At 66.5% G+C, this 14,546-nt stretch carries 13 protein-coding genes; 7 read left to right on the plus strand and 6 right to left on the minus strand.

The genetic code is table 11. The annotated features are described in order from the left end of the window. Positions 1–389: 389 nt before the first annotated feature. Positions 390–722 carry a hypothetical protein gene (locus tag AB0J29_RS23630; RefSeq protein WP_364505283.1) on the plus strand — a complete coding sequence of 111 codons (333 nt, stop codon included), beginning with the start codon at positions 390–392 and terminating at the stop codon, positions 720–722. A 17-nt stretch (positions 723–739) separates the two neighbouring features. Further along, a complete protein-coding gene (locus AB0J29_RS23635) occupies positions 740–2,425 on the plus strand; it encodes an RNB domain-containing ribonuclease (RefSeq protein WP_364790007.1) in 1,686 nt (561 codons plus the stop codon). Between the two features lie 211 nt (positions 2,426–2,636). On the opposite strand, the gene AB0J29_RS23640 is transcribed toward AB0J29_RS23635, so the two are convergent. From AB0J29_RS23640 to panB, 4 genes are all read right to left on the minus strand, one after another. Next, on the minus strand, positions 2,637–3,563 hold the full coding sequence (locus AB0J29_RS23640; protein WP_364790010.1) for a CHAD domain-containing protein: 927 nt from the start codon (positions 3,561–3,563) through the stop codon (positions 2,637–2,639). A gap of 2 nt (positions 3,564–3,565) precedes the next feature. Then, positions 3,566–4,528 carry a prolyl aminopeptidase gene (pip, locus tag AB0J29_RS23645; RefSeq protein WP_364790013.1) on the minus strand — a complete coding sequence of 321 codons (963 nt, stop codon included), beginning with the start codon at positions 4,526–4,528 and terminating at the stop codon, positions 3,566–3,568. Then, a complete protein-coding gene (locus AB0J29_RS23650; protein ID WP_364790016.1) occupies positions 4,528–4,974 on the minus strand; it encodes a hypothetical protein in 447 nt (148 codons plus the stop codon). Before AB0J29_RS23650 ends, pip begins: the two co-directional genes overlap by 1 nt. A 223-nt stretch (positions 4,975–5,197) precedes the next feature. Then, positions 5,198–6,055 carry a 3-methyl-2-oxobutanoate hydroxymethyltransferase gene (panB, locus tag AB0J29_RS23655; RefSeq protein WP_364790138.1) on the minus strand — a complete coding sequence of 286 codons (858 nt, stop codon included), beginning with the start codon at positions 6,053–6,055 and terminating at the stop codon, positions 5,198–5,200. A gap of 238 nt (positions 6,056–6,293) precedes the next feature. On the opposite strand from panB, the gene AB0J29_RS23660 reads away from it, so the two are divergent. The 3 genes from AB0J29_RS23660 to AB0J29_RS23670 all read left to right on the plus strand — a co-directional run bounded on the left by AB0J29_RS23660 (position 6,294) and on the right by AB0J29_RS23670 (position 12,388). Further along, the gene (locus AB0J29_RS23660) at positions 6,294–7,832 is read left to right on the plus strand and encodes an alpha/beta hydrolase (RefSeq protein ID WP_364790019.1); all 1,539 of its coding nucleotides are present in this window, start codon (positions 6,294–6,296) and stop codon (positions 7,830–7,832) included. A 116-nt stretch (positions 7,833–7,948) separates the two neighbouring features. Beyond that, on the plus strand, positions 7,949–9,289 hold the full coding sequence (locus AB0J29_RS23665; RefSeq protein WP_364790022.1) for a glutamine synthetase family protein: 1,341 nt from the start codon (positions 7,949–7,951) through the stop codon (positions 9,287–9,289). An 87-nt stretch (positions 9,290–9,376) separates the two neighbouring features. Beyond that, positions 9,377–12,388, plus strand: a complete 3,012-nt coding sequence (locus AB0J29_RS23670; protein WP_364790025.1) for a bifunctional [glutamine synthetase] adenylyltransferase/[glutamine synthetase]-adenylyl-L-tyrosine phosphorylase — start codon at positions 9,377–9,379, stop codon at positions 12,386–12,388. 6 nt (positions 12,389–12,394) lie between these two features. Here AB0J29_RS23670 and AB0J29_RS23675 read toward each other — a convergent pair whose 3' ends face one another. Next, positions 12,395–12,601, minus strand: coding sequence for a winged helix-turn-helix transcriptional regulator (locus tag AB0J29_RS23675; RefSeq protein ID WP_364790028.1), 207 nt, complete (start codon positions 12,599–12,601; stop codon positions 12,395–12,397). On the opposite strand from AB0J29_RS23675, the gene AB0J29_RS23680 reads away from it, so the two are divergent. Beyond that, positions 12,533–12,757, plus strand: coding sequence for an isochorismatase family protein (locus AB0J29_RS23680; RefSeq protein WP_364790031.1), 225 nt, complete (start codon positions 12,533–12,535; stop codon positions 12,755–12,757). The genes AB0J29_RS23675 and AB0J29_RS23680 overlap by 69 nt on opposite strands. Here the strand turns inward: AB0J29_RS23680 and AB0J29_RS23685 are convergent. After that, the gene (locus AB0J29_RS23685; protein WP_364790034.1) at positions 12,711–13,052 is read right to left on the minus strand and encodes a hypothetical protein; all 342 of its coding nucleotides are present in this window, start codon (positions 13,050–13,052) and stop codon (positions 12,711–12,713) included. The two genes, AB0J29_RS23680 and AB0J29_RS23685, sit on opposite strands and share 47 nt — an antisense overlap. A gap of 109 nt (positions 13,053–13,161) precedes the next feature. Here AB0J29_RS23685 and AB0J29_RS23690 point away from each other — a divergent pair, with 109 nt between their 5' ends. Then, the gene (locus AB0J29_RS23690) at positions 13,162–14,106 is read left to right on the plus strand and encodes an endonuclease/exonuclease/phosphatase family protein (protein WP_364790037.1); all 945 of its coding nucleotides are present in this window, start codon (positions 13,162–13,164) and stop codon (positions 14,104–14,106) included. The last annotated feature ends 440 nt before the right edge of the window (positions 14,107–14,546 follow it).

Consider the following 14,546-nt stretch of genomic DNA (forward strand, 5'->3'; position numbering starts at 1 on the left):
GTGTGGTTAACGGAAGGCGACGAAGACCGCATCGATGACGGTGAGGTCAGCGCGGGTTGACCACGAACACCTGAGCCCAATAAGACGCCTGCTCGGGACCGAGCAGCGGCATCAGGTAATCGAAAAGAATCGTTGACATCAGTGGCTAACTCCCAGATTGTCGCCGTACGGGTTACTTGCGAATGTGCGGGAAAAATTCGACCCCGCCACGCCGGGGAACCATAGCAGTCGGTGTGTGACGTCGCCGGGCTCGGCGTGTCCGGCATGGCGAATCGGGTGAACTGGCCTAGAACGTGAGCGACGTCATAGAGTAGGCGCCGTTGGCAAGACCCGTTGCCGGTCCGCCACGAAACTCACATTCTTCGATCACGGAAGCAGGTCACAACTCTATGCGGATTGTTCGTTCACTGGTCGCCGGTGCGCTGATCGCCGGGGCCGCATCGGTTTTCGCCATGCTGGGCACCGGATCCGCCTCGGCGGTCGCGGTCACCCCGCTGGCGGGTGGGGTCCAGGTCGACCTCAACCCGGCCGACACCGCCTGGGTGCACCAGAACCACATCGGGCAGGCCATCGCCGGTCTGCCGCATCCGTCGGCGGCGTCGTTCGGCGGGGCGCTGGACGCGGCGGCGGACGTTTCCGCCAGCGTTCCGGGTGGACGGGTGACCTTTACCGTGTACGGCCCGTTGAATGAATTGAACGGCACCATGTTGGCGCTGCAGTAGAGACCGACTGCGCCAGCGTGGAATTCCACCAGCGGATCGTGTCGGCGCCGGTCGATTTCGGCGCCATTCGATCCGAATTCGGATTGGCCTCGGCGTATCCCGCCGAGGCGACCGCGGCGGCCCGCGACGCGATCGACGCGTTCGCGGGCATTCGCGCTGATCGCACCGATATTCCATTCGTCACGATCGACCCGCCCGGTGCCATGGATCTGGACCAGGCGGTGCATATCGAACGCACCTCGTCCGGTTTCACCGTCCATTACGCGATTGCCGATGTCGGCGCCGTAGTCGATCCCGCCGGTCCGCTGGCCAGGGAAGCGGGCGCGCGCGGGCAGACCTTCTACCTCCCCGACGGCATCGTGCCACTGCACCCGCCGATCCTTTCGGAGAATTCCGCGAGCCTGCTGCCCGACCAGACCAGGCCCGTCGCCTTGTGGACCATCGAGTGCGACGAGCACGCGGAGCCGCACCGATTCTCGGTGATCCGAGCCACCGTGCGCTCGCGGGCCCGACTCGACTACGCGAGCGTCCAAGCCGACGCCGACGCGAACCGCCTGCACCCCTCGATCGCGGCCCTGCCGGAATTCGGCATGCGGCGCATCGAGGCCGGGCTGGCACGCGGTGCGATCGGGCTGCGCTTGCCTGCCCAGAGTGTTATCCGTGACGACAAGGCCGTCGGGCACTGGCGTCTGGTGGTGGAACCACGCACCGCGGCCGATGACTGGAACGAGCAGGTTTCCCTGCTGACCGGTATGTGCGCGGCGCGAATCATGTTGAACGGCGGTGGATCCGACGGTGCGCCCAGTGTCGGTGAGCGCATCGCATTGTTGCGGACGATGCCGCCGCCCGCCGATTCGGCGATCGATTCGATGCGCAGGACGGCTGTCGCGTTGGGGGTTGACTGGCCTGCGGATCGGTCGGTCGGCCAAATGTTGGCGGGGCTCGATCCGACTGCGCCGGCGACATTGGTGCTGATGTCCGAAGCGACCGGGTTGCTGCGTGGGGCGGGATATACCGTGCTCGATGGGGTGGTTGCCGCAGGGGCGAATGGTTCCGGGGTGGCGGGTTCTCGGTCGGCGGGCGGTGTGGAGCCCGAGGCCGGTGTGCGATCGGCACCGGCTGCCGAGTCGCCGGTCGGCGCGGGCTCGGTTGGCGGTGCGGGGCCGGTCGGCGGTGCAGGTCCGGTCGGTGGCCCGCGTTCAGTGGGCGATCCGGGTTCGGTGGGCGGCGGGCGGACCGGTGCCAAGCCTGCGAGCAACCATCAGACCATGAACAACCTGCAGCACAGCGCAATCGGCGCGCCCTACGCGCACGTCACCGCACCGCTGCGCCGTCTCGCCGACCGTTTCGCCACCGAGATCTGCCTGGCTCGCTGCGCCGGCACCGAAGTGCCGCAATGGGTTCGCGATGGCCTGGTCCCCACCGCCGAGTCGATGAAGCGCAGCGACAGCCTCGCGGGCAAGGTGGAACGCGCCTGCATCGACCTCACCGAAGCCACCCTGCTCGCCCAACGCGGCGGCTCGATCTTCGAAGCCGTAGTTGTACACGAAGCCAACGGCACTCGCCCCGCCGAGGTCTTCATCGCCGACCCACCGGTAGTCGGCCCCTGCATCGGCGCACCCCCGGAAGGCGCCCAGGTCCAGGTGCGCCTGGTCGCCGCCGACCCCGCCACCCGCAAGATCAGCTTCGGCTACCCCATCTGACAACCCGACACCGAAACACTCGGCCTGGCCCGCAGCACAGAGCTATTTGTCACGGCAGGGCTCATCATCACGCAGCCGCAGAGATCGCGCTGGACGGGCGGCGCATTCGATATCCTTGCCGGGCAGTCGGATACCGGTGCAGCCGCTAGAACGTTGATCAGGACAGCTCTCGACCTGAGGCGAGGAGAGCCTCAGTAATGCGGAGAGCCGGTCAACCCGATACGAACGCGGCGGCAGCGGGGTATTTGGCCAGTGCTTCGCCCGCGGCGATTTCTTCGGCGTCGGCCAATAGTTCGTAGATGGTGGCGTCGACGCCGGTATCGTGGGCTTCGGCGGCGCGGGCCAGGATGGCTATGCGGGAATCGACGGCGTCGCGGTGGTCGCCGAGTACGGTTTGCAGGTGTTTCGCCTCGGTGCCGAGATCCTTTGCGGCACTGCCGAGTACGTCGGTCGCCGCCTCGCATGAGTAGCGCAGGCGCTTGGCGGCCTTGCGGATATCGTGCAGCAGGTCGACGCGTTCGGCAGGTGAGACGGTGGGTTCGGCGTAGACCAATCGCCGTAACCGCTTGCGGTCCCGGCGCAGGATGCGCTCGAAGACCTCGGCGGCGGGCTGCTTCGACTGCTCCGGGTCGAGCGGCGGATCGGTGCGCCAGGCCGAAAGACGGTGGCGCAGTGTGTGATAGCGATGATGGTCGAGGGCGGCGAGGATCTCCGCATGCGCGTTCCGGTACCGTTCGCGTTCCGCGTCGACCAGTTCGGTGCGGACATACTCCGTGGTACTGGGCGCATAGCCGTTGCCCGCCGCCTTCGGCGCGGTCGATTTCGCTGCGAGTCGGGCGAATTCGTCCTGCGGCGCGTGTGCGGCCAGCAGTGCCGTGAACCGTTCCGCCCGCACCTCGGCATCGCGGGCGACACCGAGCAGGCCGGCCAGCCATTTCAGCTCCTGCTGCATCTCGGCGATCGGCGTGGCCTCGAAGAGCGTGCGGTACGAGCGCAGCACACTGCGCAGTCTGCGCGTCGCGACTCGCATCTGGTGCACCGAATCCCAGGCGTCGGCGCGGACGTCCGGTTCGGCGGCCAGCAGCCGGTCGATGTCGTCGCGCAGTGCGGCGACGACAGCGGTTCCGGCCCTGACCATGATCAGCTCACTTTCGCGAATCCGTCGGTCGCCTCGACGAGATGGTGGGTGATTCCCGGTTCCGCCGCGGCATGTCCGGCGTCGTCCACGATATGTAGTACCGAACCCGGCCACGCGCGATGCAGTTCCCACGCGCTGGTCGCCGGGCAGACGACATCGTGGCGACCCTGCACGATGACGACCGGGATATGCGCGATCTTGTGGATATCGCGCAATAGTTGTCCCTCGTCGAGGAATCCGCCGTTGACGAAGTAGTGGTTCTCGATCCTGGCGAATGCCAGCGCGAACCGCGGTTCGGCGCTGTCCTGCACCCGATCCGGGTGTGGCAGTAGCGAACTCGTCGCACCCTCCCAGGTGGACCAGGCGATGGCGGCCGCTTCGGCGGCCTTCTCGTCGGGGGAGTGCAGTAGCCGGTGATACACCTGCACGAGATCGCTGTCGCGCTCGTCCGCTGGCACCGGGGCGAGGAACTTCTCCCACTCATCGGGGTAGATGTTGCCCGCGGCGCCGTTGTAGTACCAGTCGATTTCCTTGCGCCGCAACAGGAATATTCCGCGCAGCACCAGTTCGGTAACACGATCCGGATACTGTTGCGCATAGGCGAGCGCGAGCGTCGAACCCCAGGAGCCGCCGAATACCTGCCAGCGGTCGATGCCGAGGTGAAGGCGCAGCGCTTCGATATCGGCGATCAGGTGGTCGGTGGTATTGGTCTGCAGACTCGCCCCGTCCGCGATGTGCGGGGTGGACCGTCCGCAGCCGCGCTGATCCAACAGCACGATCTTGTATGCGGCCGGATCGAAGAACTGCCGGTGGAACGGTTCGGTGCCGCCGCCGGGTCCGCCGTGCAGGAACACCACGGGTTTTCCGTCCGGATTGCCGCTGACCTCCCAGTACACGGATTGGCCCGCACCGACATCGAGCATGCCGGTTTCGTACGGTTGGATCGCCGGGTAGAGAGTGCGCATCAGAAGGCAAGCCCCGAAGCCAGATCGGGCAGTTCCAGCGCCTCGACCGCCTGCTGGTGCACATCGGCGCAGCTCTTGGTGGTGACCCGGTCGATCATCGCCTTATCGGCGAGGACGTGGCCGTTGATGCCACCATTGCGCAGCGCCCATTCGTGCACAAGCGCATTGAGCCCGATCCGGCCTAGTGTCGGGCCCTGCACCCGCCAATTCGACAACTCCGGGCGGATCATGTCGCACAGCTGGGTGGCCGACGCGTCGGAGATCTCCAGGGGCGTCGTCGGTGCGCTGGTGGTCTTGCCCGCGCTGGTGGCCGTCGCCGATCCGGTGGTCGAGCTCGAACTGCCGGTGGGTGTGGGGCTCGAGTTTCCGCAGGCGGTGAGCGCCGCCGCAGCGAATACGCCCGCCACCAGTAGCGTGCAGCGTGAAATCCAACGGGGTTGCGGCATCGGTACCTCTGCTCGTGTCGGCGTTGTCGGCATCGAGTCTGCCATTATTTGCCGCGTGTGGCCCGCACAAGTTCGCCGGGCGTCGCCGATCAAACCTGGTCAAAGCAGTCGAGCATCGGTTGCGCAGGTTGGCCGAGCAGTGCTTACCCACCCCGCCGGCTTCGCCGGCGGCCATCCGCAAGTGCCGCTGGTGCGTGCACCGCTCGGCCGATCAAGCTGCAGCTCAGAAGCTGTGCTCGGGACCGGGGAAGGTCCCTCGACGCACCTCGTCTGCGTAAGCGGCGGCGGCGGAACGCAATTCATCGCCGATCCGGCCGAACCGCTTGACGAACTTGGCGGTCTTGCCACTGGTGTAGCCCGCCATGTCCTGCCAGACCAGCACCTGCGCATCGCATTCGGCGCCGGCGCCGATACCGATGGTCGGGATGGTCAGTTTGCGGGTCACCTGGCCGGCCAGTTCGGCGGGCACCATCTCCATCACCACGGAGAACGCACCGGCCTCCTGAACCGCGATGGCATCGGCGATGAGCTGCTCGGCGCCGTCGCCGCGTCCCTGCACCCGGAAACCGCCGAGGGTATTGACGCTCTGCGGGGTGAAGCCGATATGCGCCATGACCGGAATACCGGCGGAGGTGATCAGCGCGATCTGCTCGGCGACCCGCTCGCCGCCCTCCAGCTTGACCGCGTGCGCACCGCCCTCCTTCATGAACCGGGTCGCGGTGGCCAGCGCCTGCTGCGGCGAGGATTCGTAGGTGCCGAAGGGCAGATCGGCCACCACCAGCGCATGCGGTGCACCACGGACCACACCGCGCACCAGCGGGATGAGCTCGTCGATGGTGATCGGCACGGTGGTGTCGTAGCCGTAGACGACGTTGGCGGCGGAGTCACCCACCAGTAGGACCGGAATACCGGCTTCTTCGAAGATGCGCGCGGTGGAATAGTCATAGGCGGTCAACATCGACCATTTCTCACCATCGGCCTTCATCTGCTGCAGATGAGGTACCCGCGTCTTGCGCTTGGTCGGCTTGGTCGCCGCCCGGGCAGCGCCGTAGGCAGGGGTTTCCGATTCGGATACGGACATCATCGTCCCTTTCGTGGTTGTCGCCTCGAGGCCCGTCCGGGTCCCCGGGTTTGTATGACGAATTCAGTGTGCACCCTCTGCCCGGCTCGCTTAAGGTCGTGAGCGGTGCAATTGGTCACATCACAATCCCCAGCGCAACGACTGATTTCGCCAATTGTCGGTCCGGCGACCAAGGCTTGACGTACTCCCAACCGGTATGGGTTTCGGGGCGGCGGGTGGCCATGCCAGGATCTTCCATATGTCAGTGGTGCGCAGTGGGTCACGTCGGGTGCTGATCGCGGTGGCGTTGGCGGTGGTGGCGGCCGGATGCAGCGCATCCAAGGAGGAGTCGGGCAACCCGCTACCCACACCGCCCGCGGGCCTCGAGAAGTTCTACAGCCAGACCGCGAACTGGGGTCCCTGCGCCGGTTTCGGTTCCCCGGACGAGCGCACCCCGCCGAATACCGAATGCACCCGCATCACCGTGCCTGTCGACTACGCCAAGCCCGACGGCGCGACCGCGCAGATCGCGCTGTCCCGAATTCCGGCCAGCGGCAAGCGGATCGGCTCACTGCTGCTCAACCCGGGCGGGCCAGGAGTATCGGGTCTGTCGATGGTGGGGATCGCGGGCAAGACGCCGCTGGCCGAGCGGTTCGACCGGGTCGGCTTCGATCCGCGCGGTGTCGGCTCGTCGACCCCGACCATCGCCTGTCTGACCTCGCAGCAGAACGACGCCGAACGCGCCAAACCGCCGACCGGCAACACCCCGGAGGGCATCGCCGAAACCGAGGACGATAACCGTCAGTTCGTCGGCCACTGCGTCGAGCGCACCGGCACCGAATTCCTGGCCCATGTCGGCACCCGCGAGGTGGTACAGGATATGGACGTGATCCGGGCCGTCCTCGGCGATCCGAAGCTCAGCTACCTCGGCTATTCCTACGGCACCAAGCTCGGCTCGGCCTACGCCGAGAAGTTCCCGAACAATGTGCGCGCACTGGTACTCGACGGTGCGGTGGACTCCTCGCAGGATCCGGTACAGGAATCGCTGCGGCAGGCGGCGGGCTTCCAGCAGGCTTTCGACGCCTACGCCGCCCAATGCGCCAAGCAGGCGGACTGCCCGCTCGGCACCGATCCGGTCCAGGCGGTCGCGAAGTTCCGCGCGCTGGTGAATCCGCTGGAGACCAAACCGGCCGCGACCACCGATCCGCGCGGACTCAGCTACGGCGACGCCATCACCGGCGTGCAGCAGGCGCTCTACTCCGACGACTTCTGGAAGGTGCTCACCCTCGGCCTGTCCGAATTGCGGGACGGGCGTGGCGACATGCTGCTGAAGCTCTCCGATCTGTACGACGGTCGCCGCGACGATGGCAACTACGACAACACGCAGGAGGCGTTCAACGCCATCCGCTGCGTCGACGATCCGCCGATCAACGATCGTGCGGTGGCGGGCCGACAGGACGCCGAATATCGCAAGGCGGCACCGTTCCTGGACGACGGCCGCGGCACCGGTGCCGCACCGCTGGAGGTGTGCGCGGTCTGGCCGGTGCCGAACACCAGCACACCGCACAAGGTTTCGGCACCGGGTCTGCCGAAGACGGTGGTGGTCTCGACTACCGAGGATCCCGCGACGCCGTATCAGGCCGGTGTCGATCTGGCCAACCAGCTGGGCGCCGCACTGATCACCTACCGGGGTACCCGACACACCGCGGCACTGGTCGCCGGTGATCAGTGCCTGGACGACGCGGTGATCTCCTACCTCGTCGATCTGAAGGTCCCGGAGGCCGCTCTGACCTGCTGAATCCTCTGACTACAAGACGACCTTGTGTCCCGTGCGAATCATTCGGAATGACGAGATTGCAATCCCTGAGCGCGGATGTAACACGGATTTAACGCCGGATGCTTACGCTCGGCGACATGGATCGCCAGAAGGAATTCGTGCTGCGGACGCTCGAAGAACGGGATATCCGCTTCGTGCGTCTCTGGTTCACCGATGTGCTGGGCTATCTGAAGTCCGTTGCCATCGCTCCGGCGGAGCTAGAGGGTGCCTTCGAAGAGGGCATCGGCTTCGACGGCTCGGCCATCGAGGGCTTCGCCCGGGTGTCCGAGGCCGATATGGTGGCGCGGCCGGATCCCTCGACCTTCCAGGTGCTGCCGTGGTCGACGAGTAAGGGCCACCAGCACTCCGCACGCATGTTCTGCGATATCACCATGCCCGAGGGTTCGCCGTCCTGGGCCGACCCGCGCCACGTGCTGCGGCGTCAGCTCAACAAGGCCGGTGACGTCGGGTTCAGTTGCTACGTGCATCCGGAGATCGAATTCTTCCTGCTGGAGAACGGCCCGCAGGACGGCTCCATGCCGACCCCGGCCGATTCCGGCGGCTTCTTCGATCAGGCCGTGCACAATTCGGCACCCAACTTCCGTCGCCACGCCATCGACGCGCTCGAGTCGATGGGCATCTCGGTGGAATTCAGCCACCACGAGGGCGCTCCGGGGCAGCAGGAGATCGATCTGCGCTACGCCGACGCGCTGTCCATGGCCGACAACGTGATGACCTTCCGCTACCTGATCAAGGAAGTGGCCATCGACGAGGGCGTGCGTGCGACCTTCATGCCCAAGCCGTTCGCCCAATACCCGGGCTCGGCCATGCACACCCATATGAGCCTGTTCGAGGGTGAGGCCAACGCCTTCCACGACCCGGACGATCCGATCAACCTCTCGGAGACCGCGCGGGCGTTCATCGCGGGCATCCTGGAGCACGCCTCGGAGATCAGCGCGATCACCAACCAGTGGGTGAACTCCTACAAGCGCCTCATCCACGGCGGCGAGGCGCCGACCGCGGCCTCGTGGGGCCGGTCCAACCGCTCCGCTCTGGTGCGGGTGCCGATGTACACCCCGAACAAGGCATCCTCGCGTCGCGTCGAGATCCGCAGCCCAGATTCGGCCTGCAACCCCTACCTGGCCTTCGCCGTGCTGCTCGCGGCCGGTCTGCGTGGCATCGAGAAGGGCTACACGCTGCCGCCGGAGGCCGAGGACGACGTGTGGTCGCTGACCGCTGCCGAGCGGCGCGCCATGGGCTTCCGCGAGTTGCCCGGCACGCTCGACGAGGCGCTGCAGTCGATGGAGCGCTCGGAGCTGGTCGCCGAGACGCTCGGTGAGCACGTCTTCGACTTCTTCCTGCGCAATAAGCGCCGGGAATGGGCGGACTACCGCAGTCAGGTGACTCCGTTCGAGCTGAAGGAGTACCTCGGCCTCTAGTCGGTTAAACCGGCGCGTCGGCTACATTTACGACTCTTTCCACCCTGCCCGGGTGGAAACGGAAGATCGGCCAACTAAGTTGGACTTATGGTTCGGCCGCCGTCTGCTCGTTCAGCTGTCCCCGGTGTCGGTCGGCTCGGCTTGCTCGAGCCGACCGCCGCCGCCTCGTTACGAGAGTTGGCCTGGGACAATATCGACAGCATTCCGGTGCTGTGGGCGCTGTCTCGCGCGCCCGATGCCGACCTCGCACTGCTGACGCTGACGCGGTTGCAAGCCGTGCTGGGCGAGGGCTGGTCCGAGCTCGATTCGACGCTGCGGGGCGATACCGCCTTGCGCGGTAGGCTTTTCGCGCTCATCGGATCGTCGAGCGCGTTCGCTGATCATCTGGTCGCCGACCCGGCCGCGTGGCGAATTCTGCTGCGGGACAAGCTACCCGCGCGCGAGGAGCTGATCGCGGACCTGTTGGCGGCGGTGCGGGCCGTACCGGCCGAGAGTCCACACGCGGATGCCGTGCTGTACCGGGCAGAGCTATCCGGTCCTGACGCAATTGCGCTGCTGCGCAAGCGATATCGCGATCAGCTGATGCTCTTGGCCGCGCTGGATCTGGCGGCCACCGTGGAGAACGAGCCGGTACTGCCGTATCAGGTGGTCGGCCGCCATTTGACGGATCTCGCCGACGCCGCGTTGACCGCCGCGCTGGCGGTGGCGGTGGCCCGGGTCTGCAAGGACGTGCCGGTGCCGGTACGGCTCGCCGTGCTCGCCATGGGGAAGAGCGGTGCGTGCGAACTCAACTACGTCAGCGATGTCGATGTCGTCTTCGTGGCCGAGCCGGCCGATGCCACCGCCACCCGGTTGGCCGCCGAGATGATGAGCGTGGGCAGCGCGGCCTTCTTCGAGGTCGATGCGGCGCTGCGGCCCGAGGGCAAGGCAGGCGCGCTGGTGCGCACCTTGGATTCGCATATGGCGTACTACAAGCGCTGGGCCAGAACCTGGGAGTTCCAGGCACTGCTCAAGGCGCGGCCGATGACCGGCGATCTGGCGCTGGGGGACCAATATCGCGCCGCGCTGATGCCGATGGTGTGGACCGCCTCCGAGCGCCCCGACTTCGTCGCCGATGTACAGGCGATGCGGCGTCGGGTGGAGGATCTGGTACCCGCCGATCTGCGCGAGCGCGAACTCAAACTCGGCCACGGCAGCCTGCGCGATGTCGAATTCGCCGTGCAGCTCCTGCAATTGGTGCACGGTCGGGTGGATGAGACGCTGCATGTGCAGGGCACCGTGGAAGCGTTGACGGCATTGGCCGCGGGCGGGTACGTCGGTCGCGACGATGCCGCGAACCTCACCGCCTCCTACGAATTCCTGCGCCTGCTCGAACACCGGCTGCAATTGCAGCGGCTCAAGCGCACCCACACCCTGCCCGCCGCCGATGACGAGGAGGGCATGCGCTGGTTGGCCCGTGCGGCCCATATCCGCCCGGACGGACGGCAGGACGCGGTCGGCGTGCTGCGCACCGAGATTCGCCGGAATGCCGTGCGGGTGCGGCGATTACACGCCAAACTCTTCTATCGGCCACTGCTCGAATCGGTGGTCAAGATGGATCCCGACGCGCTGCGGCTGAGCCCGGACGCGGCGATCCGGCAGTTGGCGGCGCTGGGCTATGCGGCGCCGGAAAACGCGCTCGGCCATCTGAAAGCGCTCACCGGCGGGGTATCGCGCAAGGGCCGAATTCAGGCGCTGTTGTTGCCGACGCTGCTCGAATGGCTCGGGGACACACCGAATCCCGATGCCGGACTGCTCGCCTACCGGCGGGTCTCGGAGGGGCTGGCCGATCAGATCTGGTTCCTGCGCGAATTGCGCGACGAGGGCGCGATCGCACAGCGGTTGATGATCGTGCTCGGCTCCTCGGAATATCTGCCGGATCTGCTGATCAATGCGCCGGACACGATTCGGATGTATGCCGACGGTCCGGGCGGGCCGCAATTGCTCAGCCCGCAGCCGGAAGACGTCGCGCGCGGGATCCTCACCGCCGCGGCGCGTTATGACGATCCGAAACGTGCTGTAGCCGCAGCCCGTTCGCTGCGCAGGCACGAATTGGCGCGGGTGGCCTCAGCCGATCTGCTCGGCATGCTGGACGTGCCGCAGGTGTGCCGGGCGCTGTCCACGGTATGGGTCGCGGTGCTGGAAGCCGCACTGCGCGCGGTGATCCGGGCGAGTGAGGCCGAGCTGGGGGCACCGGCACCGGCCGATTTCGCCGTGATCGGCATGGGTCGATTGGGCGGTTTGGAACTCGGCTACGGCTCCGATGCCGATGTGCTCTTCGTCTGCGATCCGCGTCCCGGCGTGGACGAGACCAAGGCTGTGAAGTGGGCGGTCGGCATCGCCGAAAAGGTGCAGCGGTTGCTCGGTGCACCGAGTACCGATCCGCCGCTGCAGGTCGACGCGGGGTTGCGTCCGGAGGGCCGCAACGGCGCGCTGGTACGCACGCTGGCCGCCTATGCCGCCTACTACGAGCAGTGGGCGCAGCCGTGGGAGGTGCAGGCTTTGTTGCGCGCGCATCAGGTGGCCGGGGACCAGGACCTCGGCGTCCGGTTCCTGCACATCATCGATAAGGTGCGTTATCCCGAGGGCGGGGTATCGGCCGAGGCGGTGCGCGAAATCCGCCGGATCAAGGCCAGGGTGGATGCCGAACGCCTGCCGCGCGGTGCGAATCCGGCGACTCACACCAAACTCGGGCGCGGTGGCCTCGCCGATATCGAATGGACCGTGCAGCTGCTGCAGCTGCGCCACGCCCACGATGTGCGCGCACTGCACAACACCTCGACGCTGCAATCCCTTGATGTCATCGAGCAGACCAAATTGCTTGCGGTCGAAGATGTTTCGCTTTTGCGCGAAGCCTGGATCGCCGCGACAAAGGCGCGCAACGCGCTGGTGCTCGTGCGTGGCAAACCGGCCGATCAACTACCTGGCCCTGGCCGTCTACTATCGGCCGTCGCGCGGGTCGCGGGGTGGCCGAATGATGACGGCAGCGAGTTCCTGGACAACTACATGCGCGTCACGCGGCGGGCGAAAGCGGTGGTGGAGCGTGTCTTCGGGGGCTGAGGTCGTTCAGGGCAGCGTGATACCGGCGCGGTCGGCGCGTTTCTGTCCCCATTCGTAGAGGGCGGTGAGGACCGGGACCAGGCTCCAGCCTTCCTCGGTCAGGTCGTATTCGCGGCGACACCACTCGATATCGCCCTGCGCGACGTGGGTATCGACACCTTCGCCATCGCCGGCATCGCCATGGAGGTCGGCATCGAACCCACCGTCCGGCACAGCCTGGACCTGGGCTATCTGCCCATTGTGGTGACCGACGCGTGCGGCGCCGGCCATCCGGCCGTGGCCGAACGATCCTTGGCCACACTGGCTTTCGCTGGTGGTTCGCTCACCACGGACGCCGCCGTACTCGTCGAGCGGATACACCGCCACTGAGCGGGAGCCGCGCCGGACCGACCCCCGTCAGCACCTGGAACCGGCGCACGAATTCCCGCAGCGCAGTGCGGTCCTCATCGTCGGGCGGTCGGTACCCCCGCTCGGCGGTGACCGATACCGTGCTCCCCGCGCGCACTCGCAATTCATCCCAACACCACGGCAGAACTGGTGTCAGCACGGTGTGCCCATTGCAGGTCACGGTGATCCGCGAGGTGAACCGGCCCGCGGTGTGGGCGAGATCTTCGGCGGCGTCGGCGGTGAGCGCACCCGGCGACGTGAACTCCTCCACATACATAGCGACCACCTCCACTGTCTTCCGTCCAGTGTAGGAGGGCCGCGCTATCCGCACAGGATCTGCACAATCGCCGCACCTGGTCTCCATGGCCGCCGGATAGGGTCGGCGCATGCGTAAATGGGTGGACCGGGTGCTATTCGGGTTGGGGTGGTGTGCCCTCGGAGCGGGCGTGCTCGGGATCGTGCTGCATTTCGGGACGTGGCGGCGGCAGGTTTTGGTGCTGTTGGCGACTGGAGCGTCGTATTTGATGCTCGGGGCGGTGCTGGGGCTGGTGTTGTTCCTGATCGCACGGGGCTGGAAGAGTGCGGCGGCGGCCGGGGTGATCGTCGCTGCGGTGTTGTGGACGCAGGTACCGATGTTCGTGCCGGAACGGCAGGCGGCGAGTGGGCCGGAAGTTTCGGTGATGCAGTCGAATCTGTTGATCGGGGAGGCGGATGCGGCGGCGGTGGTTCGGGCCGTGCGGGAGCACGATGTCGAGGTGCTCACCGTTGACGAGTTGACGCCGCAGGTCGAGCAGCGACTCGCGGCAGCCGGGATCGAAGAGTTGCTGCCACATCAGTTCCTCCAGGCCCGTGGGAACGCTAACGGCACCGGGATCTACAGCCGATATCCGTTGCGGGACACCAAGAAATACGACGACTTCTGGATGAACAATCTGTCCGCCACCATGGACCATCCACAGCGCGGACCGGTCGCGGTGTTCGCATTCCATCCGGTGCCGCCCTCGGTCGACTTCCTGGCGTGGAGTTCGGAACTCGACCGGATTCGCGAAATACTGGACGCGCAACAGGGTCCCGCGATCGTCGGCGCGGATTTCAATGCCACCCGCGATCATTCGGCATTCCGTGCGCTGCTGCGCGGACGGTTCGTCGCCGCGGCGGATCAGGCGGGTGCGGGGCCGCTGCTCACCTATCCCGCGGACCGCCGGTGGGGTCCGGTGATCGGCATCGACCACATTCTGGTCGCCGACGGCACGGCGGCGGAGGTCCGCTCGCTGAGCATTCCCGGATCGGACCATCGCGCGTTACTGGCACAGGTGCGCTTGAACGCCTGACGGAGCGAATGCGCTCAGACGTATACGTGCGCAGGGGTTTCTGCTGATCGCTCGACGGGCAGACCAGACGAGGCGCGCACCCATCGGGTCGGGTTCGCCGAGGACGTCGGCTCCCGGGCAAGGACTCCCGAACATCGCCGAGCTAGCCCTGATCCCATCACCTGTGCACACCGTGCAGCACCCCCGACGTACAGATACAGATCGCGCCAACGTCGCCGGAGCGGGCGGTTTCCCTTCGCACGGTCATATCGGACGACCGCGGGAGAGCCGTAGTGGCCGCAGCAGCGGTGCTTCGCGCGGGCATTGGAAACCAGTCGGACTCCTGAGATATCAACTACCCATTCCTGGGACTACAATCGGGGAAACTGTCGAATGGCTGTACTAGCGTTCCTGGAGTCGCGACGCTTGCGACAGGCCGGAGTTGGAAGTAGTCGAAGGGA

The organism is Nocardia sp. NPDC049707 (genome assembly GCF_040674855.1).
GTDB lineage: Bacteria > Actinomycetota > Actinomycetes > Mycobacteriales > Mycobacteriaceae > Nocardia.